Raw genomic sequence first — 26,377 nt, forward strand, 5'->3', positions numbered from 1 at the left:
CGAACTGCTGGGCATCAGCAACTAGTTCGACCGGCTGCTCGAAGCGACGGCGGGCCGATGACGGGACCTGCCGGCCGACAACGGACACCACAGCTGACGGAACCCAAGAAGCCTGCTGGAATCGAAGAAGGCTGACGGGATCGAGGAGAGGCGGAGGCATGACGGGCGCGTGGCAGGCGATCGCGCGGGCGGGTGCGCCGGTGTGCGCAGCGGCTCATCGCGCCGGCGCCGTGCGACCGTGGCAACCGGTCGCCGTCGCGACGAGCTCTCCCTCATGCGGACACCCCCGTCGTCCGCGTGAGTGGACATCGGAACTGCTCTGTTCATCTCCGCTAACGCGCTCCGACCGTAAGTGCACGCAAGAGTCCTGTCAACTAGGATGAGTTGGCACCCCAGGCAGCTCACCCGGCGCACTCACGAAGGAGCCCTGATGTCGTCACTGGCCGGGAAGGTCGACAAGCTGTTCACCACGATCCGCTCGAACGGCCGTGAGTACACCTACGAGGAAGTCGCGCGCGGGTGCAGCGAACTGAGCGGCGGCACGTTCTCCAAGACCTACGTCTGGCAGCTGCGCACCGGCCAGCGCACCAACCCGACCAAGCGTCACCTGGAGGCGCTCGCGGCGTTCTTCCGGGTGCCGGTGGCCTACTTCTTCGACGACGACACCGCCGACCGCGTCGACTCCCAGCTCGCCCTCGCCTCCGCGATGGGCAACGCGGAGGTCCGCGACATCGCGCTGCGCGCCATGAGCATGGACGACTCCGGCCGCAAGTCCCTGGCCCGCATCATCCGCGAGGTCAGCATGATGCACGCCACCACCGGCGCCACGCGCGGCCGGCAGCCGAGCCGTTCGGCCGACGGCGAGGAGTAGTGCTCCGGATGCCTTTCCCCTGGCGTGACCGTCACGGCAGCGGGTCTTCCGGGATGAAGGCCCTGCGCCGGCAGTGCCGGGAGAAGCTGGCGTCGTACGGACTGCCCGCCTCCTACGACCTCCCGCAGCTGTGCGACCACCTGGCCCGGGTGCGGGGCCGGGAGATCCAGCTGGTGGCCATGCCGATGGAGAGTTCGGGCCCGTGCGGCCTGTGGCTGTCCTTCCCCGGTACGGACTACGTCGTCCACGAGGCGCACACCAGCCGCCACCACCAGGAACACATCATCGCCCACGAACTGGCCCACATGATCTGCGGTCACCACGGCGTCGGCGTCCCGGGGACCGATCCGAACACCCTGCTCTTCCCGGACCTCGACCCGTCCCTCGTGCAGGACCTGCTCTACCGCGAGAACTATTCGGACGCCCAGGAACAGGAAGCGGAGGTCATGGCCTTTCTCCTCGGGGAGGCGCTGCGCGCCGGCCCGCACACGGGTACGGCGGCACCGGATCCCGACAGCGCGCTCGGCCGTATCCACGGTTCACTGAACTGGCGCCGTGAGGGCGGTTCATGACCGGCATCACCCACATCCGCTATCCGATCGCCGCGCTCGCCTGCTGGATCGCGTTCGCCTACACCCTCGTACCGCTGCTGCGCGGGCACCGCCGCAACGCGGGGCTGACGGCACTGTGCGTCTCCTTCGGGTGCCAGGGGATGTATCTGTCGATGTCCACGCCGGTCCGCTGGACGGGCACCCTGTTCGGCACGATCACCTGGTACAACGTGTCGGTCCAGCTGTGGATCATCGCCGTGCTCGCCTCCCAGCAGATCCTGCTGATCCACTGGATGTACCCGAGGGACGAGGCCCGGGCGCGGGCCCGGCGGCGGATGCTGCTGCTCGCGGTGGTGCCGGTGACGATGGTGGTGCTGTTCTTCCTGGCGACCCTTCAGGGCCCGCCGCGCAACGTCTTCAAGCACCCCGGCGACCAGCCGTTCTTCGTCGCCTACCAGGCCGCCTACCTCACCGCTTTCGTGATCGGCAAGGTCCTGGTCGCCCGCGCCTGCCGGCACTTCGCCAAACTCACCGACCACGCGTGGGTGCGCCGCGGGCTGCGTATCGCGGCGGCCGGCGCGGTCGTCGAGCTGGTCTACCCGGCGGGGCGGTACGCGGATGTCTTCCTGACGCAGTACGGCTGGAACCCGCTGCGCTGGTCGGACGTTTCCCGTACGACGCTGACGATCGGCATGGTCCTCAACATCGTCGGCTGGACCGCGCCGCTGTGGGGACCGCGGGTCTCCGCCGCGCGCAGCTGGCTGGCGGACTACCGCAGTTACCGGCAGCTGCGCCCGCTGTGGCTGGCGCTGCACCAGGCGCATCCGGAGATCTCGCTGCCGTCCAGCACCGGCAGCGATCTGTCGGCCCTGTACGACCTGCGGTTCCATCTGCACCGGCGGGTGATCGAGATCCGGGACGGCTGTCTGGCACTGCGCGGGCACCACGGCGTTCCGGGCGCGGTGCTCTCGCCCGGCCGGGGAGCGGCCGAGAAGCGGCACGCGGAGCTGGAGGCGGCGCACATCGCGGCGGCGCTCGCGGCCGGGCCCCGGGTGCCGGAGCTGGTGCCGGAGGGGCGGGCCGAGGCCTTGCCGCACGAGGACCTGCCGGGTACGGACAGCGCGCCGGTCCCCGCCGCGGGCGGGCCGGACTTCTCCGCCGACGTGGCGTGGCTGGTCCAGGTCTCCCGCGCGTTCGCGCGCGTCCGGCCCGCGGTGGCGCGGGCCGGACAGTAGGCGCGTACGGCACTCCGTACGGCCGGGTCACCCGGCGAACGGCGCCCCTGCCAGCCCCTGGGCGACGCCGGACACGACGAAGAGGTTGCCGGCCTCCGGCTCGACGTCGCCCAGGTCGCGGCGGGCCGAGGTGACGTACAGGTCGGTCAGGTCCGGGCCGCCGAAGCCGCAGGAGGTGGTCAGCGAGGCGGGCAGGGTGATCTCGCGGTCCAGCCGCCCGTCCGGGGTGTAGCGGCGGACCGCGCCGCCGCGGAAGAGGGCCACCCAGACGCCGCCCGCGGTGTCGGTGCACATGCCGTCCGGCAGGCCCTCGGTGTCCGTGATGTCGGTGAAGGGGCGCCTGTTGGCCGCCTTGCCGGTGTCCAGGTCGTAGTCGAAGACGTCGATGCGGCGGGTGCGGGTGTCCACGTAGTACATCCGGGTCGCGTCGGGGCTCCACGTGATGCCGTTGCTGAGCTGTATGCCGGTGGCCGCGGTGTGCGCGGTGCCGTCGGCGTCGATGCGCGCCAGCCAGCCCGGGGAGGTCTCCCCGGCGATGGTGCCCACCCACAGGCGGCCCCGGTCGTCGATGCCCGCGTCGTTGCCGCGTACCCCCTCCTGCGACCACTCGGTGAGCCACCGGCGGGATCCGTCCGGCGCGGCCACCGCGACGCCGTCGCGCAGGCTCAGCACCAGGCCGCCGCCCGCCCGGGGCAGGGCCGCCGCCACCGGCTGGCCGACGACGGTGACCGTGTCGCCGCCGTCGGAGGGGCGGTAGCGGTGCACTTCGCCGTCGTTCATGTCGACCCACAGCAGGCTGCCGTCGGCGGCGTCCCAGGTGGGGCATTCGGCAAAGTGCGCCCGTACGGCCAGGGCCACGTCAACTCTCACGGTGCACATTCTCCTCGTGACGGATGGGAAAGGGCCGCCGCTCGCGGTGGCAGCGGGGTCATGGGGTCAGTACGGGGCCGAGCGCGTCCAGCAGTTCGGCCGTGCCGTCGCCGTCGAGGACGTCCACGACGGGCAGCCCCAGCGGGCGCAGGCTCGCCACGTTCTCGCGGCCGCGGGTGGCGAGGGCGACGACGGGGGCGTTGCCCAGCTCCTCCACGATACGGATCTCGCTGCGCGGGTCGCCCACCGGCAGGTGCTCCCAGTGGTAGCGGTGGGTGCGGCGCGGGTCGTGCACGAAGACGACGGCGTCCGGCTGCGAGCCCTGGAGGATCGCGGTGGCCAGGCCGCCGAAGGCGGGGTGCAGCACGGACGCCTGGCCCTTGATGATCAGCAGGTCGTGCCGGGGGTCCGCCTGCTGCACCAGGTGCTCGACGAGCCCGGCTGCCTGGAAGACGGGGGTACGGTCGATGATCGCGCCCGTCGTGCAGCCGGCGAGCAGGCAGGTCTGGCCGGTGCCGACGTATCCGGCGTCGATGCCGCGCGCCCGCGCCTCCCGGTGCAGCTGGAGGGCGACGGTCCGCTTGCCCACCACACAGTCGCTGCCCGCCACGTGGACGAGCTTGGCGCGTCCGCGCCGGAGCCGGCCGGAGTACTTGGGCAGTTGGTCGTGCGGGCGCCGGACGTCGACCAGGTGCTGGCCGTCGGCGGTCTTGTCGGCGAACTCCGTGTGCCGCAGCTGGAGGTGGAGGCAGGAGATGACGTGCAGGCCGTTGCGTACGGCGGTCGCGATCTGCTCCCACCAGAAGTCCGGCAGGTCGCCCGGCGGTCGCGGCGCGTGCCGCACCTCGCCGTCCACGACCTGCACGTGATCGGATTCGGTCATCGCCACGACCAGCGCCTCCGGCCCGTACGGCAGGGCCTCCTCCAGCGAGGAGACGACCGGGACGTCGGTCCCGGGCACCATGGACGCCGTGCTGCGGGACGGGTGCAGGCGGTCGACGACCGCGACGGATTCGAGGACGGTGCTGTGCCGCAGTACCCCTTGTGCGGTCTTGCCTTCGAGACGCGCGAACACCCCGTCGGCGAAGAGCACGGCACGGAGCGGCAACCGAGGAAACCCGGAGAGGACCATGCCCGGAACCCTACCGACCGGATGGTGCCCCCGGAATGCCGGAGCGGGCCATGGGGCGGGCCGCACAGCGGGCCACGGCGGGGGCCTGCCGGCAGCCGGTGGCTGCCGGTCATGTGGCCGGTTCCTGGGGCGCCGCCGTCCCGGCTCCGGCGGCAGGAGCTCCCGGGCCCGAGGCACGGGTCTCCGGCTCCATGACGATGGTCTCCGGCTCCCTGACGAAGGTCTTCGACTCCATCAGGAACTCGGCGAGCGAGCCGTCGTGCGGCAGTCCGGGCCGGGTCCAGTGCGTGGGGACGTCGCCCTGCTGGACGTTGCGGATCAGCGGACTCAGCAGACACTCCCGTACCAGGGACGCGTCCTGGCTCAGCACGGTGAGGGACAGGGTGCGGCCGAGGGCGGCCGGGCGCAGGTCCGGGCGCCAGGGCGCGACGGCCACGTACGGGAAGGGCAGTTCGGCGCCGAAGTGCGGATCCTGCGGGCTGTCGAGGACGACGACGGCCGGGCGGAGGACGGCGCTGCCGTCGCCGAGGCCGGCGAGGAAGTGTGCTTCGGTGAACTGGCCCTCCGTGGGCCGTTTCCCGGAGCCCGCTCCGGAGGCGGTCACCAGGCGCGTGCCGACGGTGCCGTGCAGCTGCCGCGCGAGGTGCCGGGCCTCGGCCAGCGGCCGTACGGGCAGCACCGCATCGGGGTGGTCCGGCGGCAGCAGCGGGAGGCGCGCGAGGCGCTCGGCCAAAGCCTGCGCGAGCCCTCGCGGGTCCTCCTCGCACAGGACGGCGCTCGCGTTCAGGCACTGCACCCCGGCGTCGGCGGCGACCGATTCGGCAACGGTGTCCAGGTGGTCCCGCCACGGCACGTCCCCGGTGAGCAGGATCTTGGAGCGGCCCGGGCCTTGCGCGAGCACCCGCCGGCTGTCGGCGTAGCGGGCGACGACGCTGTCACCGCCGTAGACCAGCCCGAGATCGGCCTGCTCGACGAGGGCTTCCGCGTGTGCGTGGGTGGTCGGCAGCAGCGCCGTGTACGCCGGTGCCAGGCCGGCCGCGCGCAGGGCACGGATCAGCCGTCGCGGGGTGAACGGGTCGCGCTGGGAGGGGCGTACGGCCACCCGGTAGCCCAGGGCGACGGCGCCCAGCCACTCCAGGTGGGTGGCCGGGTGGTTGCCGGGCGCCAGGACACCGAGGACGTCGCCCTTGCGTACCCACACCGCCGTCGCGTCCCCGGCGTCGGACAGCTCGTCCGGGAGCAGGGCGCCGGCCGGGCGTTGCGCGGCCAGCGCTTCCGCCGCGGCGCGGCCGGCGCGCGCCGCCCGGTCGAGGGTGCGGCGGGCGACGGACACGGGCAGTCCGGAGACCAGGGCCTGGCGGCGGCAGTACGCGTCGGGTGTCTCTCCGTCCAGGGTCGCGCCGGCGAACAGTTCGCCCGCCCGGGCGAGGGCTGCCAGGCGTACCCCGGTGGGCTGTTCCGGTGCGGCACGCATCTCGTTGAGCACCTGGCGGATCAGCAGGGGCGGCGCGAGGGACAGTTCGCCCGCCGGGCTGCCGGTGGCGTCGGTGAGGGTGGTGCGGCTGGCGGAGCGGTACGGGCCCGAGGGCCGTTCTACGGCGATGTCGGCGGCGATGTCAGTAGGAATCCCGGTACGGCTGCCTGCACCGGCACCAACATCGGCATCGATACCCGTACCGGCATCGGGATCGATACCCGTACCGGTATCGACATCGATACCCGCACCGGCATCGGCATCGATGCCTGTACCGGGGCCCGCGGCTGTTTCCCGGTTTCCCGGCACGTCAGTACACCCCCTCGATGATCTTCGTGCTGCCGTCGGCGAGCGGCTGGACGTCGGCCACGCCGTCGCCCGCGAAGCCCGGCACCGGCGCGACACGGACCGCGGTGTCCCGTTCGAGCACGTGCGGCAGCAGCACCTCCGGGCTGAGCTGGCGCATGCACACCCGCCCGCGCTCGCCGTACGCCACCTCGCGGGACAGGTCGCCCGGGTCGAGCAGGGACAGGTGCACGTACGGGTGGAAGCTCTGGAAGACGCAGGGTTCGGTGTCGTCGGGCACGGCGGGCCGCTGGGGTGCCGCGCCCATCATCGTGTTCCCGTACAGGCCGCTGAAGGCCGCGTCGGGGAAGACCTCGGTGGACAGCAGCCGCAGCGTCTCGGGGTCGATGGAGGTGCTGCCCCACATGATGCCGCGCACCTTGTCGCGGACCAGCCCGGCCAGGCGCGGGCGTTCGGCGATCGCCTCCAGGAGGGGCGGCGTCGCGTACAGCAGGGAGATGTGCTGCGAGGTGAGCACCCACTCGGCCTGGTCGAGGAGGTGGTCGACGTAGTGCCGGGCGATGTCGGTCCGGCCGTCCTGGAGGCATCGCCGTACCCAGCGCGGATCGAGGTCGACCGGGAAGAACACCGCGTCGCGCAGCCGGGCGAGGCCGCGCAGCGCCGCCGCGACGACGTGCGGCCCGGAGGGGCCGAGGAAGAGGAGATTGCCGTCGCCGGACGGAAAACCGTGCTGGTCCAGGACCTCGGACCACCAGCGGGTGTTGCGTTCCCACTGGCCGAGGTCGACGATCCGCTTGGGGGCGCCGGTGGTGCCGCCGCTCTCCCATACGGAGGGCCGCCTGCCGAGGCCGCGCAGCCCCACGGGCAGCAGGTCCTCCACCGGGACGTCCCGCCACTCGGCACTGACGTCGGGGAAGCGGCTCAGGTCGGCGAGGGTGGTGATGTCCTTGCGCGGGTCGAAGGGCAGCGACGCGGCGCGCTCCACCCAGAAGCGGGAGCCGGTGGCCGGGTCGAAGTGCCATTCCATGGCCGCGGCCACGACGGCGTCGGCGGAGGGCAGTTCGTGCCAGGGCGTGCCGAGTACGGCATCCACGTCGCGCATCTGGTTCACCTCTCTGCTGGCTGGTGTGCCTGCGGGCGGGCGCGGAGCGGCGGCGCCGGGACGGTGGGCCGTCCCGGGCCGGGCCCGTCCGGTGGATCCACCGGATCATGGGATGATTGACGGTGCAATGCGGCCCGGGCCATTCCGGCTTGAAGCGCACGGGGGCTGGCCTGAACCGTGTCCCCGCTGCTGGGGGTGGGACGGCCGGGACACACCTGGCCCCGGCCGGTGGATTCCGCTTGCCGACTCCCTCCCCTTTTCCCCCGCTTCAGGGCGGCCGTCAGCGCCTGGTGGCACGCAGCGCGAACAGCAGCGGAATCCGCGGTTCCTGCGGGGGCAGCCGCCACCAGCCGTTGTCCGCCTGCTCCATCGCCGCGAAGCGCTTCCAGGGCAGCAGGTCCGTCTCGCGCAGCAGGTCGACGGTCAGCCCGGCGCCGACCAGCGCGTTGACGGTCTCGCCGAGACCGTGACGCCACTCGTAACTGGTCGTCGCGCCCTCCACCGGCGGCCCGTCGGTGTACGTGTGCGGCGTGTCGCTGCGGTGCACGCCCCGGCCCTCCAGGTAGTCGTGGGCCAGCAGCAACTCCGCGTCGCCGGGCGCCCGGCCGGGGTCGGGTGTGGCGCCCAGGGAGTTGAGCAGCGGGTGGAACTCGACCACGTACAGCATGCCGCCCGGCCGCAGCAACTCCGCGATCACCTCGGCCCACCGGGGCAGGTCGGGGAGGTAACAGAGCGCGCCCTTACCCGTGTAGACCACGTCGAAGCGGCGGCCGCCCAGCGCTTCGGCGGCCCGGTGCACATCGGCCTGGACGAACTCGACGTCCCGTCCGCCGCGGGCCGCCAGCCGGCGCGCCTCGGCCAGCGCCGCACCGGAGAAGTCCAGGCCGACGGTGTGCGCGGCGCCCCGTTCGGCGAACGCCTGGGTCTCGGTGCCGAGGTGGCACTGGAGGTGCAGGACGTCCCGCCCTTCCAGGGGCCCGAGATCGTCCCACTCGAAGGGGGCGAACCAGTCGTCGGTGGTCCGGGAGCCGTCCAGACCGTAGAAGTCGCTGGCCACGTGCACCGGGGTACGGGCGTCCCAGTTCTCCTGGTTGGCCCGCAGCATGGCTTCGGTCGTGGGGGCGGCGTCCTGGTGAGCGGTATCGCCCCGGTGGGACGTACTGCCCTGATGAGACGTTTCACCTTGCGGAGACGTTTCACCCTGCGGAGACCTGCTGTCCTGTGGAGTCACGACGTCCTCCCTACCCGGCGGCCCGCGGCCGGATGCCGGGCAGGGTCCGCGCCGCGTCAGGTGCGCGGCGCTGCCGTGCGTCTGACCCGGTGAGGAGGTGGTGCGCGGTGTACCCACCGAAGAGCTTCGACATCGGCTGGCCGGACCTCGCGTACGGGATGGCGGCCTGCGGGCGGGACGGGGACGCCGAGCGGTGGGCGGCCACCGTGGAACGGCGGTTCGGGGACGGCGGTACGGGCGGGAGTGCTGGTACCGGCGGGAGCCTCGGTACGGACGGGAACGGCGGCACGGACGGGAACGGCGGCACGGACGGGAACGGCGGCACGGACGGGAACGGCGGTACGGGCGGGGACGGCGGTACGGGTGGGAGCGCGCACGTGGCGGGCGGCGCGCACCGGTGCCTGGCGGCGCTGTCCGTACGCAGTGCCCTGGACCTGACGCTGAGCGCCGCCGCCCTGCCCCGCGGCAGTGAGGTGCTGATGTCCGCCGTCACGATCCCCGACATGTGGCGGATCGTGACCGAACACGGCCTGGTCCCGGTGCCGGTGGACCTTGACGCGGGCACCCTGCTGCCCGCCCCCGGCCGGTGGGAAGCAGCCGCCACCCCTCGGACGAAGGCCGTCGTCGTCGCGCATCTGCTGGGCACCCAGGCGCCGCTGGGCCCTCTCACGGAACTGGCCGCGCGGCGCGGCTGGCTGCTGGTCGAGGACTGCGCCCAGGCGTACAGCGGGCCGGACTTCCGGGGCAGTCCCGGCGCGGACGTGTCCCTGTTCAGCTTCGGTCCGATCAAGACCGCCACGGCGCTGGGCGGCGCGGTGGCGGTCGTACGCGATGCCCGTCTGCTGGCGGCCATGCGCGCGCTGCACCGGGAGTGGCCGGTGCAGCAGCAGGACGCGCAGGCCCGGCGGGTCGCCAAGTACGCCCTGCTGGCGCTGCTCACGGCGCGGCCGGTCTACGGCGGGGCGGTGGCCGCCGCCGGAGCGCTGGGGCGCGACCACGCGAGCGGCCTCCAGGACACGGTGGGCGCCTTCGCCGGTACGGACCTGATCCCCGCGATCCGGCACCGCCCGAGCGCCGCGCTGCTCGCCCTGCTGGACCGGCGGCTGCGCGCCCCGGGCACCGCGCGCGCGGTGGCCCGGCGGGCGGCGACGGCCCGGCGGCTGGTGGCGCGGCTGCCCGACCCGACGCTGGTGTACGGCGCGGGCGCCCCCGTGCACACGTACTGGCTGTGCGCCGTGCCCGCCCCGGACCCGGCCGCGACGACCGCCCGTCTGCGGTCCGCCGGCTTCGACGCGGCGCGGCCGACCTCGCTGGGCGCCGTACCGGCACCGCCCGGCCACCCGCAGGGCGCACGGACCGCGGCACACCTCGTACGGCACGCCGTGTGCCTGCCGCTGCGGCCCGGCATGCCGGAGCGGGCACTGGACCGGATGGCGGCCGCGTGGGCCGGGGAGGGCAGGGGCACCGGCCCGTGAGGGGCCTCACGCCCACCGGCCCCGGAACGGCACGTACCGCAGTCGCGGACCGGCACGTACGTGCCGGTCCCGGAACAGCACGTACCAGCCGTCCCCTCACGCCCCCGGGCGAGCCGCCCTCCGGTACACCGAGCGCAGCACCTGTTCCTTGGCCGGTCCGCCCACCCTCCAGGTCAGGTGCCACTCCCCCGCCGAGACGACGGTGAACTCGCCGTCGTAGAGGTCGGCGGCGCAGGGGTGGCGGGTGGTCCAGTGGCCGGTGCGCAGGTCGAGGTCGTGGAAGGGGCGCCCGTCGGCGAACGTGACGTCGGCGGTGCCGTCGGGGTGCGGGTACAGGCGCAGGGTGCGGGCCGCCGGGGCGGTGGAGCCGTTCCAGGTCAGCTCGCCCTCCTCGACGTGCAGCAGGGCGGCGCCCGCTGCGGGGTCTCCGACGCCTCCGGTCTGCCCGATACATCCGGTGCGTCCAGGATCTCCCGGGCCTACGGGACGGAAGTGCGCCGTTCCGCGGAAGGTCCCCTGCGTGCCGGTGCGCACGTCCAGCACGGTGCGGTCGATCGTCCACCAGCCGGCCAGGTACGCCGCGGCGTCCGGGACCGCGTACGGGCCGCCGGGCGCGGGCACGGCGTCGGGCTCTGTGGGCATGCGGCCATTGTCCCTGGTGGTGGCCCGGCCGCGGCGGCCGGGCCGGGCGGGCGGAATTGCGGTGCGTTCGTGCGGAGCCGGTCAGTAGGGTGCCGCGGGGCCGGGGACCGTTTCCGGCCGGAACGGCGACGGGTACGAGGAGACGGCGTGAGCGCAGTGGGCGGCGGATACGGGACGGCCGGGACGCGCCGGGCGCGGCAGGTACTGGTCTTCGACGCCGACGACACGTTGTGGGAGAACAACGTGATCTTCGAGCGGGTCATCGAGGAGTTCCTGACCTGGCTGGACCATCCGGAGCTGGGCCGGGAGGGCGTACGGGCCCTGCTGGACGAGATCGAGGCCGCCAACGCCGTGGTGCACGGCTACGGCAGCAAGGTCTTCCTGCGCAGCCTCGGCGAGTGCGTGCGGCGGGTGCGGCTGCGGGAGGCGAGCGCGGCGGAGCTGGCGCGGATCGCGGGCTGGGCGCGGGCTTTCGAGGCGGACGAGGTGGAGCTGATCCCCGGGGTCGCCGAGACGCTGGCGGAGCTGGCCGGGCGGCACGAGCTGCTGATGCTGACGAAGGGGGACGCGGACGAGCAGCGCGCGAAGGTGGACGCGTCCCGGCTGGCCCACCACTTCCGCGGGGTGCACATCGTGCCGGAGAAGAACGCCGGCACGTACCAGGAGCTGATCCGGACGTGCGCGCTGACGCCGTCGGACACCTGGATGATCGGCAACTCCCCCAAGTCGGACATCCTGCCGGCCCGCAAGGCGGGCCTGAACGCGGTGTTCATCCCGAACGACCACACCTGGGTGCTGGAGCACGACGTGCTCGACCCGGCCGACGAGCAGGTGCTCCGCCTGGAGACGTTCACCGAACTGCTGCGGCACTTCTGAGGCACGTACCAGCAATCGCGTACCGGAACATCGCGTACGCGGGGCGCGGGGGCCCGGGACGAGCCGGGGACGGGGGACCGCGGCGCCGGAGCGCTGGAGTTCGGCGAGACGTTCGAGGCGGCCGTGGCGCGTGAGGTGTACGAGGAGTACCGCGCGGCGCCGCTGGAGACCACGCAGGTGGGCGTACGGAACGTGCTGCGCGGAGCGATGAGCGGGCGGCGCGCGGCGGTGCTGCCGCGCGCCGCCCGGGGCGGTCACATCGGGTCGGTCACATCGGGTCGGTCACATCGGGTCGGTCACATCGGGTCGGTCACATCGGGTCGGTCACATCGGGTCGGTGTCCTTCAGTGTGCCGTCCAGGGTGAGCCAGCGGGTGATGCCGATCTCACGGAGGAACGTCACGTCGTGGCTGACCACGATCAGGGCGCCCCGGTAGGACTCCAGTGCCGTGACGAGCCGGCGTACCGAGGCCAGGTCCAGGTTGTTCGTCGGCTCGTCGAGCATCAGCAGCTGGGGTGCGGGCTCGGCCAGCATCAGGGCCGCGAGTGTCGCGCGGAAGCGTTCGCCGCCGGAGAGCGTGCCGGCCTGCTGGTCGGCGCGGGCGCCCTTGAACAGGAAGCGCGCCAGGCGGGCGCGTATCCGGTTGTCGGTGGCGTCCGGGGCGAACCGGGCGACGTTCTCGGCGACGGTCAGGCCGTCGTCGAGGACGTCCAGCCGCTGCGGCAGGAAGCGGTGCGGTACGTGGATCTCCGCCTCGCCCTCCTCGGGCGGGATCTCGCCCGCCAGCGTCCGCAGCAGCGTGGTCTTGCCGGAGCCGTTGCTCCCGGTCAGCGCCACCCGTTCGGGGCCGCGCAGTTCGAGGTCGGCGTACGGGCCGTAGCGGGCGCGCAGGGCCCGCAGGGTCAGTACGGCGCGGCCGGGCGGCACCTCGGTGTGCGGCAGGTCGACGCGGATCTCGTCGTCGTCCCGTACCGCCTCGGCGGCCTCGTCCAGCCGCTCCCTGGCCTCCTTGAGCTTCTCGGTGTGCAGGGTGCGGTGCTTGCCGGCCGAGACCTGGGCCGCGGCCTTGCGCTGGTTCATGATGATCTTCGGTTCGCGTTTCTGGGCGTACATCTTGTTGGCGTAGCGGGTGCGGCGCGCCAGCTTCACGTGCGCGTCGGAGAGTTCGCGCTTCTGGCGGGCCACGTCGGCCTCGGCGACCCGCACCATGCGCTCGGCCGCCTCCTGCTCGACGGCGAGGGCCTGCTCGTACGCGGTGAAGTTGCCGCCGTACCAGTGGACTTCGCCGTCGCGCAGATCGGCGATCCGGTCCACGAGGTCGAGCAGCGCACGGTCGTGACTGACCACGATCAGGACGCCGGGCCAGCCGGACACCGCGGCGTACAGCCTGCGGCGGGCGGCCAGGTCGAGGTTGTTGGTCGGCTCGTCCAGCAGCAGCACGTCGGGGCGGCGCAGCAGCAGCGCGGCCAGCCGCAGCAGGACCGATTCGCCGCCGGACACCTCGCCGATGGTGCGGTCGAGGTCGATGGAGTGCAGGCCGAGCTGGTCCAGGGTGGCGCGGGCGCGCTCCTCCACGTCCCAGTCGTCGCCCACGGCGGTGAAGTTGGCCTCGCTCGCGTCGCCGTTCTCGATGGCGTGCAGGGCGGCGCGGGCCTCGGCGATGCCGAGGGCCGCGTCCACCCGCAGCCCGGTGTCCAGGGCGGCGTTCTGCGGCAGGTAGCCGACCTCGCCGGCCACCCGCACCGATCCCTCGGACGGCTGGAGCCGGCCCGCGAAGAGCTTCAGCAGGGTCGACTTGCCGGCGCCGTTGAGGCCGATCAGGCCGGTACGGCCGGGGCCGACGGTCAGGTCGAAGTCCTCCAGGACGGGGGTGCCGTCGGGCCAGGCGAAGCCGAGGCCGCAGCAGACGACGGAGGCGGCGGAGGCGGAGGCGGGGGAAGAGGTGGCAGAGGTAGCCATACGGGTCTCCTGGGTGCGCGGTGAAGGGGCGGGTGACAGCGCGGGAGACACCACGGAAGGTCCACGACGGCCGGACGGCGGCACCGAGCGGTGGGCCGGGGCGGGACGGGCAGGCCGGAGATCCGGATCGCCGAGGTCGCGGACAGGGGCGCACGGCGGGTGCCGGACGCGCGTCTCGCGCACGTTCGCACCTCGCGCCGTGGGCGCGGTGTCTCAGGACCTCAGACGAGCAACGGCCTTCTCCTGTCGGCGGCAATGGGACCGAGAAGAACGGTACGGGCGGCGGCACGAAAAGGCAAACGCCATTTCGGTTGCATTTACGGGCACCCGGACACCCGGGCGCCCTTCCCCTCGCCACCGCCCCGCTCCGGCCCCGCCCCACCCGGCGATCACCCCACCCGATGCTCACCCCACCGCGCGCAGCCGCACCCGGGCCGGCCCGGCCGCCTGGAGGGTGATCCCCGCGGTGAGCGGCACGTCCCGGTCCACCGCCGTCAGTTCGTACGTACGCAGCAGGACCGCCGCCGCCAGGACGGACTCCAGCATCGAGAAGTGCTGCCCGATGCAGGCCCGCGGGCCGCCGCCGAAGGGGAACCACGCGTAACGGTGGCGCGCCGCCTCGCGCTCCGGCGTGAACCGCAGCGGGTCGAAGCGCTCCGGGTCCTCCCACAGGTCCGGATGCCGGTGGGTCACCCACGGCGAGACGATCACGTCCGCGCCGTCCGGGACGCGGTGCCCGCCGATCTCGGTGGCCGCGACGCCGCGCCGGCTGACCACCGGCGCGGCCGGGTACAGCCGCATGGCCTCCTTGAGGGCCATGGTCAGCCGTGGCAGCCGGTCCAGGTCGGCGGCCTCGGGGTCGCGTCCGGCCAGTACGGTGTCGATCTCCTCGCGTACCAGCGCCTGTTCCCCGGGGTGCCGGGCGAGCAGGTGCAGGGAGAAGGCCAGGGAGGTCGCGGTCGTCTCGTGACCGGCCAGCAGGAAGACCAGCACCTGCTCGCGGATCTCGGTGGCATCCAGGCCGCCGTCCTGTTCGGAGCCCGCGCGGGTCAGGAGCGAGAGCAGGTCCGCGCCCTCGCCGCCGGCGTCGCCGGGTGTCCCGGCGGCCCGCCGCCCGGCGGCGATGGCGTCGCAGACCGCGTGGAGTTCGGCCGTCGCGGCGGCGGCCTTGCGGTTGGCGGGCGTGGGCCAGTGGCGGGGCGGGTTGCGGGGCGAGAAGCCGCGCCGCACCACGTACTTGTTGATCACCGGGAAGCAGCGGTGCACGGTGGCGACCGCGGCCTCCACGTCCGCCCCGAACAGGATGCGGGAGACCGTGCGCAGCGCCAGCCGGTTCATCTCGCCCACCAGATCGACGGTGCCGCCGGACGGGGTCCGCCAGCGGTCGGCGACGGCGCGGGCCTCCGCCGCCACGGCCGCCGCGTAGCCGTCCACCCGGCGCTTGGTGAACAGCGGCTGCACGATCCGCCGTTGCCGCAGGTAAGCGGCGTCCTGGCTGGTCAGCAGGCCGTTGCCGAAGGACTGCCGGACCTCTTCGTAGAACGGGTGGTCCTTGCGGAAGTTCGCGGCCTCGGACGCCAGGATCTGCTGGGTGCCCTCGGGGGAGAACACGCCGTAGAAGACGCTGCGCAGGCCGGGCGGGCCGGCCACGAAGCGGACGAGGTCGCCGTGCTCGCGCCGGGCGCGCGTGAACGTGTCGAGCGTGCTGCGCCGCAGGTCGAACATCGATCCCAGGAACGGGACTCCCCTGGGCCCTGGTATCGCCGGGCCGGAACGCGTCATGGAGGTCATGAGGGCGATACCTACCCCGCGTAGCATGGGCCGAATGATCAACAAGCGTTCCGGCCGCGCGTCCGCCGACACCCCGTGCCGCGTCACCGTCTGCCGCGGCTGCTGCTGCGGCGATGCGCGCAAGGTCCCGGGGGTGGACCACGCGGCGCAGATACCGCGGCTGCGGGCCGCGCTGGCGGGCGCCGCCGAGGTCCGCGCCTCAGAGTGCCTGGACGTCTGCGACCAGGCCGACGTCGTCGTGGTCCAGCCGTCCCGGGCGGGCCGCGCGGCGGGCGGGCGCCCGGTGTGGCTGGGCCTGGTCAACGACGACGGGGCACTGGACGACATCGCCGCCTGGATCAAGGCCGGCGGACCGGGCCTGGCGGAGCCGCCCGGGGTGCTGGACCTGTACACGTTCACCGTGTCGCGGCGGGTGCGGGAGGCGCTGGAAGGCTGAGAGCCTGGGGAGCGCCGCGCCCGGGGCCCGGCGGCCGGCCCGCTGCGGCATGATGGCGATCATGACGGATGAACGCGTGCCGGAGGCGGCAGAGGTGGCCCGGCTGGCCCAGGACGCCGTTCCCGGTGTGACCGCAGCGGAGGTCAGGCCCATCGGCGAGGGAGGCGACCACGCGTCCTGGTGGGTGGGGCCGGACCATGTGGCCCGGTGTGCGCTGGACCGGGGCGGGTCGGAGCGGCTGCGCCGGGAGGTCGCGCTGCGCGCGCTGGTCGGCGCCCGGATCGGCGGGTCCGTGCCGGTGAGTGTGGTGAGCGGCGAGTGGGCCCGCGGCCGGGCGTTCACCCTGGACACCCGGCTGGACGGGGTCTCCGCCGAACTGCGCCCGGTGCCGGCGGCCGGCGAGGCCGACCTGGCACGGCTGCTCGTCCTGCTCGCGGAGATCCCCGCGGAAGCCGTGGCGGAGCTGGGCGTGCCGCCGGAGGCGCCGCGCAACATGCCGGGGCTGCTGCGCCGCGCCACGGAAGCGGCGGAGCACGTCGCGGCGCGCGGCGAGTTCGACTCCGGGTGGCTGCCGAGGCTGCGCGTCCCGGAGGCGGCGAGCGCCGCCGGGCCCGGCACGCTCGTGCACAACGACCTCAAGGGCGAGCACCTGCTGGTCGCCGAGGACGGCCGGATCAGCGGCATCCTGGACTGGACGGACGCGGTGACCGGCGATCCGGCCGAGGACGTCGCGGGGCTCGCGATCTCGGTCGGCGCGGTGGCCGCCGTACGGGTCGCGACGGCCGCCGGGTTCGGCCGCGGCGACTGTGCCCGCGCGCTGCAACTGGCCCGCTGCGACACGCTGACGCTGCTCTCCGACCGGCTCCGCGGCGTCGACGACAGCCCGCTGCCGCTGCTGCGCGCACAGCTGGGACGGGCGTGGGAGCCGACGGCCCTGGACCCGCCGGAAGGGGTCTAACCTGCGCGGCCCGGGCCCAGCTCCCCAGCCTTTCCCGACTCCCCCGCCTCGCCCTGCACTCCTGCCTCCCCCACCTCCCACAACGGATGCTCCCGCCGCGCCCACCCCCGGTCGACGGTTCCGCTCCGCATCCCCCGGCGTGCCTCCGGATCTCCGTACGCCCTCCACACGTGCCCCGCGATGACGACGGCGACCGCCAGGGCCAGCCAGTCGTGGACGAACGTCGCGCCGGTGCGCCAGGACAGCGGGGCGAGGCGGGTGAACCACATCAGCAGGCCTGTCCCGGCCATGACCAGGACCGCGCCCGCCAGCCAGGCCGCGTAGAGCTTCTGCCCCGCGTTGAACTTGCCCGCGGGCCGGTCGGAGCCGCGGCGCAGCGCTGCGCGCAGCCAGCGCCGGTCGTGCAGCCCGTAACGGTTGAGGCGGGTCAGGTCGGCGCGCAGCGCGCGCGAGGCCAGGCCGAGCAGCAGCGGTACGGGCAGCAGCAGCCCGGACCACTCGTGCACGGTCACCATCAGCGCCCGGCGGCCGACGAGTTGGGCGAGGAAGGGCAGGTAGAGGCAGCCGGCCGTCAGGACACAGACGGCCATGAGGGCGGCGGTGGCGCGGTGCACCCAGCGCTCGGCGGGCGTGAAGCGGCGTACCCGTGACCGGTCCGGCCGGTCCGACGGGTTCGACCGGTTCAACCGGCTCGACCGGTCCGACCGGTCCGACCGCTCCGTTGCGGCCCCCGCCCGCTCAGCCGGTCGGCGCATCGTCGCGTCCGTTCGAGCGGCCGACCCAGGCGTCCACGTCGTACCCGCGCTCCTCCCAGTATCCCGGCTCCACCCGCTCGGTGACGGTGATGCCGGACAGCCATTTCGCCGACTTGTAGAAGTACATCGGCGCCACGTACAGCCGCACCGGGCCGCCGTGCGCGTGCGTGAGGGGCTCGTCCCGCATGGCGAGGGCGATCAGTACGTCGTCCCGGCGGGCCTGTCCGAGCGTGAGGCTCTCGCTGTACGCGCCGTCGAAGCAGGTGAACCGGACGGCCTTCGCCCCCGGCCGCACGCCCGCCGCGTCCAGGAGGCGGCTCAGGCGTACGCCGGTGAAGGGCGTGGCCGGAACCCGCCAGCCGGTCACGCACTGCACATCGCGCACCAGGCGCGTCTGCGGCAGCGCGCGCAGGTCGGCCAGGCGGTAGGTCGCCGGGCGGGCGACCAGCCCGTCCACCGAGAGCCGGTAGCCGCGTGCGTCCTTGCGCGGTACGGAAGCGGTCACCGAGTAGTAGCGGAAGCCGCCGCCCGCCGGGAGCAGGCCGGACAGGCCGGTGGGGTCCTGCTGCGCGGCGGCGCCGAGCGTGCTGTCGTAGGCGCGTTGGAGGTAGGGGGCCGCGGCGATGCCCGCGGCGCCGGTGGCGAGCATGCCGAGCACCAGGCGGCGGCCGACGGGGCTGCCGCGCCCGTCGGCCCCCGGCTCCGTGGCGGGCGCTTCGTCGTTCGGGGTCACCCCTCGATTCGAGCACCGTACGGGAGGCCGCACCAGCTTGCCGACCGGATGTCAGGGTTTCGTCATCTCCGCGCGCGCCCTAGGTCCCGTCGTCACCTTCCCGCCTGCGGGCGGACGACGGGAATGTGACGACAGGGCCTAGGAGCCTCACGTCTCCCGCGCGTGACAGTGGCCCGTCCCACCGCTCTCCCGCGGCAGGTCCAGCGTCGGGTTCCGGTCGAAGAACCCGGTCGGCCGGAGCGTGAAGCCGCAGCGGTCGACCGGCATGACCGGCCAGTCCTCCAGGCGCGGCAGGTGCGTCGGCCCGAAGCAGTGCCAGAGCGTGAGGGCGGTGTTCTCCAGGGACTCGCCGGAGCGCGACCACTCGGTGACGCCGGCGCCGCCGGGGTGCTGGTTGGGGTAATCGCCGTCCGGGTAGTGGCGGCCGGCCGCGCTGCGGGTGATCCACAGGTGCTTGGTGGCGTAGGCGACGCGGGCGGCGACCGCGGAGCCGGGCTGCGCGAGCAGGGTGGGGCCGGACGACTGCGGGGTCAGGGTGTACGCGACCGGCTGCCCGGTGCGGTTGCGGGCGGCGGGGTTGGTGATCCGCCAGCGGCGCCCGGCGGCCGGGTCGGCCAGCCGGCCGGCCTCCCCGGAGTCGGTGACGGGGGTGGCGCGGACGGTGAAGGCGTTGCCGTTGGGGTTGTCGGGGCCCATGGGGAGCCGGACGACGTCGACCTCCTCCACCGTGTTCGCGTGGCCGTCCACCGCCGGGTCCAGCCGGGCGCAGAACAGGTGCTGGTGGTACGGCGCCTGGAGGCCGGGGGCGATCTCGGTGGCGTACGGGGAGACCGTGCCCGGCTCGGACGCCGCGGTCTGCACCAGGCCGGTCGACTTGACCTCGAACTCGATGCCGCCGTCCTGGTAGAGGTACCAGTAGAAACCGTAGTCGTAGTTGCCGAGGGTGGCGATGTACGAGACGACCAGCCGGCGGGAGCGGCGGCTCTCGGCGGCGAAGTCGTCGAACATGTTGGTGTGCTTCCACAGGAGGCCGTGGTCCTCCTCGTGGATGCAGATGGCCTGGGGCAGCGTCTGCGGGGTGCCGTGGTCGTCGGGGACGACGGCGTCCACGTACACGATCTCGCCGAGGCAGTCGCAGCCCAGCCGCAGCGCGTTGGCGTTGCGGCCGAGGGTGTACTCGCCGACGTCCAGGTAGCAGATCCAGTTGCGGTCCGCGCCGGGGTCGGCGTACGGGACGGCCATCTCGGCGAGCGAGGCGCGGTGCAGTACGGGCCGTACGCGGTCGCCGTCGCGGTAGGACAGTTCGTGCAGGACCAGGCCCTCACGGGCGTTGAAGTCCAGCCGCAGCGACCAGTTCTGCCAGCTCAGGCGGTGGCCGTCCAGGGTGAAGGAGGGGCCGTCGGGCTGGCTGGTCTCCAGGGGTCTCAGGTCGGTGCGGGCCGGTCCGTTGTACTCGGCCTCGTAGCGCCCGCACGCGGCGGGGACCGGCACCGCGCCGGTGTCCACGAGCCGGACGACCCGCCGCTCGGTCAGGTCCACGTCGGCTACCAGACCGCCCACCGGGTGCGCGAACGGGTTGTCGGAGGCCTCGCAGCGCAGGAACGTCAGCGAGCGCAGCATCCGGCGCCCGGTCTCCTCGGCCCGCCCGAAATTGCCCGCGGCCAGCGGCGCGCAGACGGCGAGCGCGGTATCGGTGATGCCGCGTTCGGCCATGGCCTTGCGCCAGCCCGGGTCGGCCTTGACGATCTCGTCGCAGCGCACGTACTCCTCGAAGAGGAGGGGCGGCTGGCCGTCCGCCGCCGGGTCCAGCGGGCGGTGCGCCAGCAGGACGCGGGCGGTGACGTCGACGACCGCCTCGGAAGCGGCGCCGGTCGCGGTGTCCAGGAGGGTGACGCGCAACCGCCGTACGACCGGGTCGCCGGGGCGGTGGGCGTCAACGGTGTGCCGGTCCGGCTCGTCCGGCAGGACCAGCGGGAAGCGGGTGGTCTCGCCCACCAGGCCCGCGTCGCGCAGGACGTCGCGGGCGGTGGTGATCTCGTCGGCGGTGAGCGGGTCGAGGGGGTGCGGGGCGGGCGGCCGCGGTTCCGTCGTGCTGGGTGCCATGGGTCAGCTCTCCTCACGCGGGGTCGACAGGGACGGCACACTCGCCGCCTTCTCCAGTTGGAACGCCTCGTTGCCCAGCCCGATACGGGCGTGCACCTGTGGGCGCCGGGCGCGCAGCACCCGCCCGTACACCAGCCCGACCACCGCCGCCAGGCCGATGACGCCGGGCAGCACCCAGGTCAGCGCGGAGCCCTCCGCTGCGCTGACCAGGACGCCGAAGTCCTTGACCGCGTAGACCAGTACGGTCAGCAGGGCCACCGCGGCCAGCCCCGCGGCCAGCAGCCGTCCGGCCTGCGCCCGGCCCGCTCCGCGCCGGACGAAGAACGCGATGACCGCGACGGACGCGGTGGTCATCAGCACGATCACGCCGAGCGCGCCCACGTTGCCGCCCCAGGTGAACAGCTTGAGCACCGGAGTGGTGGGGTCGCCGTCCGGGGTGCGGTCCGTCAGCGCGAAGGCGCCCACGACGAGCAGCGAGATGACGGACTGGAGCAGCGAGCCGAGCGCGGGCGCGCCGCTGGATCTGGCGGTCCGGCCGAGCGCGGCGGGCAGCAGGCCCTCGCGGCCCATCGCGAAGGCGTACCGGGCCACCACGTTGTGGAAGCTGAGCATCGAGGCGAAGATGCCGGTCACGAAGAAGAGGTGCAGGACGTCGGTGAAGGTGGCGCCGAGCCGGGGTTCGGTGAGGGCGAAGAGCAGCCCGGGGCCCTCCTTCCCGGCGGTGGCCACCACGTGGTCCGGGCCGGTGGCGACGCCGATCAGCCAGGAGCTGAGCGCGAAGAAGACCGCGACGAAGCCGACGGCGAGGAACATCACCCGCGCCACGACCGTCTGCGGCCGGCTGGTCTCCTCCGCGTAGACGGGGGCCTGCTCGAAGCCGACGAACGCGGCGACGGCGAAGCACAGCGCGGTGCCCAGGCCCGCGCCGCCGAGGGTGGCCGGGTCGAAGGCGTGCAGCGACAGGCCCTGCGGGCCCGGCCGGGCGGCGAAGGCCAGGTCGAAGACGGCGATCAGCGCCACCTCGACGGCGAGCAGCACGCCGAGCACCTTGGCGTTCAGGTCGATCTTCAGCGCGCCGAGCACACCGATGACGAGGACGCCGAGCAGGGCGGGCACCCACCAGGGGACGGTGAGGCCCAGGTGCTTGCCGAGCAGCCCGGACACCTCGAAGCCGAAGATGCCGTAGATGCCGAACTGCAGGGCGCTGTACGCGGCGAGCGCGACGAAGGAGGCGCCGGCGCCGGCCGTGCCGCCGAGGCCGCGCGCGATGTACGCGTAGAACGCGCCGGCGTTGTGCACGTGCCGGCTCATCTCCGCGTAGCCGACGCTGAACAGCGCCATCACCACGCCCAGGATGACGAACAGCAGCGGCTGCCCGACGATGCCCATGACCTGGTACGTGGTGACCATGACGCCGGCCACCACCATCAGGGGCGCGCTGGCGGCCAGCACGGACAGCAGCAGGCCCGGCGTGCCGATGCGGCCGGCGCGCAGGGCCCGCTCCTGGCCTTTGAAGGTGCTGATCTCCTCGGGGCCGCCGGGACGTTGCGTACCCGGGCTTCTCCTGCGTCCCGGCTTGCCCTTGTTACCCGTACTGCTCGTCAGCATGGCGCGGAAGTGTCCTTTCCGTGGTGCGGAGGCGGGAGTGCGCGTCGTGCGTGGTGCGGGTGGTGCGTACGGCTGTGGCGGGTGGTGCGTGGTGCCGCGTACGGCGTCCCGGGTGGTGCGTCCTGGTACGGGGGGGGCGCGCCGGGTGGGGCCGGGCGCCGGGGTCAGGCGGTGCTGAAGGCGGTGGCGCGGGCCGCCTTGAAGGCCTTGCGGGCGTCCCGGTCGGGGTAGGACCACGGGGCGGCGGTGACGTGCGGGCCGATGCGGTGGAAGAGCGCGGCGGCCTCCGCCATCCGCCCCTCGTGGTACTTGGCGTGGGCGAGGAAGTTGAGGTCCACCTTGCTGCGCGGGTGGCCCTCGCCCTCCCACTCCAGCCACCAGTCGAAGGCCGCCTTCATGACCTGGCGCGCGCGGCGGGTGGACCAGTGGCCGGACGCGGCCGGGTCGGCCGGTTCGAGGCCGGCGGCGGCCAGCGCGCGGTAGCGCTCCGCGTGGGCGACGACGGGCAGGATCGCCAGCGGCGAGTCGGCGGGGGCCTGTTCGGCGGCCCAGTACGCGAAGTCGTAGACCTGGTGCAGCGGGTCGTCGGCGCCGTTCTGCTGCTGCTCGGCCAGGCAGGCGGCCATCAGGTGGTGGGCGTGGTGGTGGTCCGGGTGCCGGGCCCGTACCTGGTCGAAGGCGTGCTCACGTTCGTCGGGGGTGCCGGTGCGGCGGGCCAGGATCAGCAGGCCCAGCCACGGCGTCGGGTCGCGGGGCGCCATGGCGGCGGCGACCCGGCAGGCCTCGCGCGCGGCGTCCTGGTCGCTCTTGCCGCGCAGCGCCTGGAAGACGAGGCTGCAGGCCAGCAGGACGGCGGCGTCGGCGCTGTCCGGTTCGGCGAGGCGCCAGTCACCGGCCCAGGCGGCGCTGGCGGGGCCTTCGGCGAGCACCACCAGCCGGTGGCCGCGCAGGTCCCAGTCCGTACTGGTGTCGGCCAGCAGCGTCCGTACCCGGACCCAGCGGCCGTGCGCCAGGGCGTCGACGGAGGCGGCGAGCTGGACGTCGTCCAGGGCCGGGTCGAGGACCGGCGCGTCCTTGCGGCGGGGCCGGCCCAGCGGTGGGGGCGGGGGTGGCGGCGGGGTCACGGGCAGGAACACTCCACGACGCGCTTCACCTCCGGACGCGCCACATCCCGGACGCGTATGTGCAGAATCGGTGCACTGATCGACACCAGTAGGTCACGCACAGCAAAGCGGCAGGCGCAGCTTCACGTCAAGGCGGTTCGGAGATTGACCGAAAAGCCAACTCCCTTGCCCGTCAACAGACTTGTCAATAAGAACCGGCGGTGCGGCGACGGCCCGGCCGCGTACCCCGCGCTCACCCCACCGCCGCGGCCGCCGCCCGGCCCGCCGTGCGCCCCGAGAAGATGCAGCCGCCCAGGAAGGTGCCTTCCAGCGACCGGTAGCCGTGCACGCCACCGCCGCCGAAACCCGCCGCCTCCCCCGCCGCGTACACGCCCGGCAGGGGCTCGCCGCCCTCGGTCAGGATCCGCGAGGACAGGTCCGTCTCCAGGCCGCCGAGCGTCTTGCGGGTGAGGATGCTCAGCCGTACGGCGATCAGCGGGCCGGCCTTGGGGTCGAGCAGCCGGTGCGGGGCCGCGGTACGGATCAGCCGGTCGCCCAGGTACTTGCGGGCGCCGCGCACGGCGGTGACCTGGAGGTCCTTGGTGAAGGGGTGGGCGACCTCGCGGTCGCGCGCGACGATCTCGCGGCGCAGCGCGGCCTCGTCCAGCAGCGGTTCCCCGGTGAGCTGGTTCATCCGCCGCACGAGGCCGCCGAGCGAGCGCTCCACGACGAAGTCCGCGCCCCGGTCCATGAACGCCTGCACCGGGCCGGGGGCGCCGGGCAGCGCGCGCCCCAGTACGTCCCGGACGCTGCGGCCCGTCAGGTCGGGATTCTGCTCCGACCCGGACAGGGTGAACTCCTTCTCGATGATCTTCTGTGTGAGGACGAACCAGGTGTGGTCGTACCCGGTGCGCATGATGTGTTCGAGGGTGCCGAGCGTGTCGAAGCCGGGGAAGAGCGGCACCGGCAGCCGCTTGCCGCGCGCGTCCAGCCACAGCGGGGACGGGCCGGACAGGATGCGGATGCCGTGCCGGGACCAGACGGGATCCCAGTTCGCGATGCCCTCGGTGTAGTGCCACATGCGGTCCCGGTTGACGATCCGGCCGCCGGCCGCCTCGGCGACGCCCAGCATCAGGCCGTCCACATGGGCGGGCACCCCGGACAGCATCCGCTCCGGCGGCCTGCCCAGCCGCTCGGGCCAGTTGGCGCGCACCAGGTCGTGGTTGCCGCCGATGCCGCCCGAGGTGACGATCACCGCCTGGGCGCGCAGCTCGAAGGCGCCGGCCACCGCGCGGCTGCTGGGCGTGCCCCGCTCGGCGTCGGACGGTTCCAGCACCTCACCGGTGACGGTGTCGACGGCACCCGCGCTGCGCGCCAGGCCGGTGACGCGGTGCCGGAAGCGCAGCTCCACCAGGCCGCGCGCGACTCCGGCCCGCACCCGCCGCGCGAACGGCTCGACCAGGCCGGGACCGGTGCCCCAGGTGATGTGGAAGCGGGGTACGGAGTTGCCGTGCCCGGTGGCCGCGTAGCCGCCGCGCTCGGCCCAGCCGACGACCGGGAAGAACCGTACGCCCTGCCGGTGCAGCCAGGAGCGCTTCTCGCCCGCCGCGAAGTCGACGTACGCCTCGGCCCACTTGCGCGGCCAGTGGTCCTCGGGGCGGTCGAAGGCCGCCGCGCCGAGCCAGTCCTGCCAGGCCAGCTCGTGGCTGTCGCGGATGCGCAGCCGCCGCTGCTCGGGCGAGTCGACGAGGAAGAGGCCGCCGAAGGACCAGTGCGCCTGGCCGCCCAGGCCGCCGGCCGGCTCCTGGTCCAGGAGGATCACCCGGCGTCCCGCCTCGGCCAGCTCGGCGGTGGCCGCGAGCCCCGCCAGACCCGCTCCGATCACGATCACGTCAGCGTCGTAGGCCATGTCCGCCAGTCTTCTCTCCTCGCCGCGGCGCGCCGGAGGACCCGGCCGCCATCGTGGCTACCGATCCTCAGCGCGGGCGGGCAGCGCGTCAACCGCGGGGTTCCGTCGTCGCGCGGACGGGGTACCCGGGCGTGCCCGATGACGACGGGCGGGCGGCGACCGGCCGACCGCCTCGCTATCCTCGGCCAAGTCCCCACCGATCCGGCCGACTTGAGGTGCCTGACGTGACGGTGTTCCTGCTGGCCCTGAGCGCGGCCGGCTGTCTGGGCGTCGGCTTCGTGCTCCAGCAGCGCGCGGCCCGGCACGCCCCGATGCAGGACTTCCTCTCCCTGCGGCTGCTGCTCGACCTGGCCCGGATGCCGCGCTGGCTGGCCGGCATCGGCTTCATGGTCGCGGGCATGGCGCTGGGCGCCGCGGCGCTCGGCATGGGAGAGGTCACCCTCGTCGAGCCGCTGCTCGCCACGAACCTGCTGTTCGCGATGGCCCTGTCCCGCCGCCTGACCCGGCAGCGGCTCGGCCGGCAGGGCTGGGGCGGCCTGTGGCTGCTGGCGGGCGGCGTGACGGCGTTCATCGTGGCCGGGGAGCCGCACGGCGGCCGCGGCGTCACCGACCCGCTGCGGCACTGGCTGGTCATGGGCGCCGTCCTCGGCCTCGCGCTGCTGTTGGCGGCCTGCGCCAGGCGCGTACGGATGAGCCGGGAGGCGGCGCTGCTGGGGGTGGCGGCCGGGCTGCTGTACGGGCTCCAGGACGCGCTGACCCGGATCAGCGGCGAGCGGTTCGGGCACGGCGGCTGGGCGGCGCTGCTCACCGGCTGGCAACCGTACGCGGTGCTCGCCCTGGGCGTCGTGGCGCTGGTGATGGTGCAGAGCGCCTTCGAGACGGCGCCCCTGCGCATGTCGCTGCCCGCACTGACCGCGGCCCAGCCGCTGGCGGGCATCGCCTGCGGGGTGGGCTTCCTGGGCGACCGGCTGAACCTGACCGCCGGAGCGCTCGCCGGGGAGGCGGCCGGGCTGGCGGCGGTCGTGACCGGCATCGTCCTGATCGGACGGCACCCGGCGATGCCGGCGGGGGTGGCCGGACGACCGGAGCGGGTGCGGGAGTTGCAGGTGGGGTGAGGAGTGGCGGGCGGGTCACCAGGGGCTGGTCGGCTTGCGTGGTTGTCATGGGCACGTCACTGAATCGCACTCCGTGAGAGACCCCTTGACCAGGAGAAACAAGACCCGGGCCCCCTTCCTCTTCCGCGCTTCGACGCGGACC

The 26,377-nt window shown here is 73.9% G+C and carries 22 protein-coding genes; 8 read left to right on the forward strand and 14 right to left on the reverse strand.

All coding sequences use genetic code 11. The features are described 5' to 3' along the window. Window positions 1–430 precede the first annotated feature (430 nt). The 3 genes from AB0L45_RS23675 to AB0L45_RS23685 are packed head-to-tail and all read left to right on the forward strand — an operon-like array spanning window position 431 to window position 2,657. A complete protein-coding gene (locus AB0L45_RS23675) occupies window positions 431–871 on the forward strand; it encodes an XRE family transcriptional regulator (RefSeq protein WP_365843001.1) in 441 nt (146 codons plus the stop codon). A gap of 8 nt (window positions 872–879) precedes the next feature. After that, entirely contained in the window at window positions 880–1,443 is a 564-nt protein-coding gene (locus AB0L45_RS23680) for a toxin (protein ID WP_365843003.1), read from the forward strand. Continuing rightward, window positions 1,440–2,657, forward strand: coding sequence for an MAB_1171c family putative transporter (locus AB0L45_RS23685; RefSeq protein WP_365843005.1), 1,218 nt, complete (start codon window positions 1,440–1,442; stop codon window positions 2,655–2,657). Before AB0L45_RS23680 ends, AB0L45_RS23685 begins: the two co-directional genes overlap by 4 nt. A 27-nt stretch (window positions 2,658–2,684) precedes the next feature. Here AB0L45_RS23685 and AB0L45_RS23690 read toward each other — a convergent pair whose 3' ends face one another. From AB0L45_RS23690 to AB0L45_RS23710, 5 genes are all read right to left on the reverse strand, one after another. Further along, entirely contained in the window at window positions 2,685–3,527 is an 843-nt protein-coding gene (locus AB0L45_RS23690) for an SMP-30/gluconolactonase/LRE family protein (protein ID WP_365843007.1), read from the reverse strand. 58 nt (window positions 3,528–3,585) lie between these two features. Further along, on the reverse strand, window positions 3,586–4,659 hold the full coding sequence (locus AB0L45_RS23695; RefSeq protein ID WP_365843008.1) for a DUF1611 domain-containing protein: 1,074 nt from the start codon (window positions 4,657–4,659) through the stop codon (window positions 3,586–3,588). A gap of 109 nt (window positions 4,660–4,768) precedes the next feature. After that, entirely contained in the window at window positions 4,769–6,442 is a 1,674-nt protein-coding gene (locus AB0L45_RS23700) for an aldehyde dehydrogenase family protein (protein ID WP_365843010.1), read from the reverse strand. A 1-nt stretch (window position 6,443) separates the two neighbouring features. After that, entirely contained in the window at window positions 6,444–7,541 is a 1,098-nt protein-coding gene (locus tag AB0L45_RS23705) for a phenazine biosynthesis protein (protein WP_365843012.1), read from the reverse strand. Window positions 7,542–7,821: 280 nt separating this feature from the next. Then, window positions 7,822–8,646 carry a class I SAM-dependent methyltransferase gene (locus tag AB0L45_RS23710; protein WP_365843014.1) on the reverse strand — a complete coding sequence of 275 codons (825 nt, stop codon included), beginning with the start codon at window positions 8,644–8,646 and terminating at the stop codon, window positions 7,822–7,824. 233 nt (window positions 8,647–8,879) lie between these two features. Here AB0L45_RS23710 and AB0L45_RS23715 point away from each other — a divergent pair, with 233 nt between their 5' ends. Beyond that, window positions 8,880–10,247, forward strand: a complete 1,368-nt coding sequence (locus tag AB0L45_RS23715) for a DegT/DnrJ/EryC1/StrS family aminotransferase (RefSeq protein ID WP_365843016.1) — start codon at window positions 8,880–8,882, stop codon at window positions 10,245–10,247. A 96-nt stretch (window positions 10,248–10,343) separates the two neighbouring features. Here the strand turns inward: AB0L45_RS23715 and AB0L45_RS23720 are convergent, their stop codons facing one another. After that, window positions 10,344–10,889 (reverse strand): DUF6314 family protein, encoded by a 546-nt coding sequence (locus AB0L45_RS23720; RefSeq protein ID WP_365843018.1) that lies wholly within the window; start codon window positions 10,887–10,889, stop codon window positions 10,344–10,346. A 147-nt stretch (window positions 10,890–11,036) separates the two neighbouring features. Here AB0L45_RS23720 and AB0L45_RS23725 point away from each other — a divergent pair, with 147 nt between their 5' ends. Beyond that, window positions 11,037–11,765: an HAD family hydrolase gene (locus AB0L45_RS23725; RefSeq protein WP_365843020.1), complete on the forward strand. Its 729-nt coding sequence runs from the start codon at window positions 11,037–11,039 to the stop codon at window positions 11,763–11,765. A gap of 324 nt (window positions 11,766–12,089) precedes the next feature. Here the strand turns inward: AB0L45_RS23725 and AB0L45_RS23730 are convergent, their stop codons facing one another. Both AB0L45_RS23730 and AB0L45_RS23735 read right to left on the reverse strand, forming a co-directional pair. Beyond that, the gene (locus tag AB0L45_RS23730) at window positions 12,090–13,724 is read right to left on the reverse strand and encodes an ABC-F family ATP-binding cassette domain-containing protein (RefSeq protein ID WP_365843022.1); all 1,635 of its coding nucleotides are present in this window, start codon (window positions 13,722–13,724) and stop codon (window positions 12,090–12,092) included. Window positions 13,725–14,129: 405 nt separating this feature from the next. Beyond that, complete coding sequence (locus AB0L45_RS23735) at window positions 14,130–15,515, reverse strand: cytochrome P450 (RefSeq protein WP_365843024.1); 1,386 nt, start codon at window positions 15,513–15,515, stop codon at window positions 14,130–14,132. Window positions 15,516–15,549: 34 nt separating this feature from the next. Here AB0L45_RS23735 and AB0L45_RS23740 point away from each other — a divergent pair, with 34 nt between their 5' ends. Then, window positions 15,550–15,951: a (2Fe-2S) ferredoxin domain-containing protein gene (locus AB0L45_RS23740; RefSeq protein WP_365843026.1), complete on the forward strand. Its 402-nt coding sequence runs from the start codon at window positions 15,550–15,552 to the stop codon at window positions 15,949–15,951. Window positions 15,952–16,012: 61 nt separating this feature from the next. After that, window positions 16,013–16,909 (forward strand): aminoglycoside phosphotransferase family protein, encoded by an 897-nt coding sequence (locus tag AB0L45_RS23745; RefSeq protein ID WP_365843028.1) that lies wholly within the window; start codon window positions 16,013–16,015, stop codon window positions 16,907–16,909. Here the strand turns inward: AB0L45_RS23745 and AB0L45_RS23750 are convergent. The 6 genes from AB0L45_RS23750 to AB0L45_RS23775 form a co-directional block, all read right to left on the reverse strand. Further along, window positions 16,906–17,595: a cytochrome b/b6 domain-containing protein gene (locus AB0L45_RS23750; protein ID WP_365843030.1), complete on the reverse strand. Its 690-nt coding sequence runs from the start codon at window positions 17,593–17,595 to the stop codon at window positions 16,906–16,908. The two genes, AB0L45_RS23745 and AB0L45_RS23750, sit on opposite strands and share 4 nt — an antisense overlap. 52 nt (window positions 17,596–17,647) lie before the next feature. After that, on the reverse strand, window positions 17,648–18,397 hold the full coding sequence (locus AB0L45_RS23755) for a molybdopterin-dependent oxidoreductase (RefSeq protein WP_365843032.1): 750 nt from the start codon (window positions 18,395–18,397) through the stop codon (window positions 17,648–17,650). Between the two features lie 147 nt (window positions 18,398–18,544). Further along, window positions 18,545–20,500, reverse strand: coding sequence for a primary-amine oxidase (locus AB0L45_RS23760; protein ID WP_365843034.1), 1,956 nt, complete (start codon window positions 20,498–20,500; stop codon window positions 18,545–18,547). A gap of 3 nt (window positions 20,501–20,503) precedes the next feature. Further along, on the reverse strand, window positions 20,504–22,108 hold the full coding sequence (locus tag AB0L45_RS23765) for an APC family permease (RefSeq protein ID WP_365843036.1): 1,605 nt from the start codon (window positions 22,106–22,108) through the stop codon (window positions 20,504–20,506). 164 nt (window positions 22,109–22,272) lie between these two features. Then, window positions 22,273–23,232 (reverse strand): hypothetical protein, encoded by a 960-nt coding sequence (locus AB0L45_RS23770; RefSeq protein ID WP_365843038.1) that lies wholly within the window; start codon window positions 23,230–23,232, stop codon window positions 22,273–22,275. Window positions 23,233–23,464: 232 nt separating this feature from the next. Continuing rightward, window positions 23,465–25,120 (reverse strand): FAD-binding dehydrogenase, encoded by a 1,656-nt coding sequence (locus AB0L45_RS23775; protein ID WP_365843040.1) that lies wholly within the window; start codon window positions 25,118–25,120, stop codon window positions 23,465–23,467. Window positions 25,121–25,344: 224 nt separating this feature from the next. Between AB0L45_RS23775 and AB0L45_RS23780 the strand changes: the two genes are divergently transcribed. Beyond that, window positions 25,345–26,235 (forward strand): DMT family transporter, encoded by an 891-nt coding sequence (locus AB0L45_RS23780; RefSeq protein ID WP_365843042.1) that lies wholly within the window; start codon window positions 25,345–25,347, stop codon window positions 26,233–26,235. Window positions 26,236–26,377: the final 142 nt, after the last annotated feature.

Origin of the sequence: Streptomyces sp. NPDC052496 (assembly GCF_040679095.1) — a bacterium.
GTDB lineage: Bacteria > Actinomycetota > Actinomycetes > Streptomycetales > Streptomycetaceae > Streptomyces.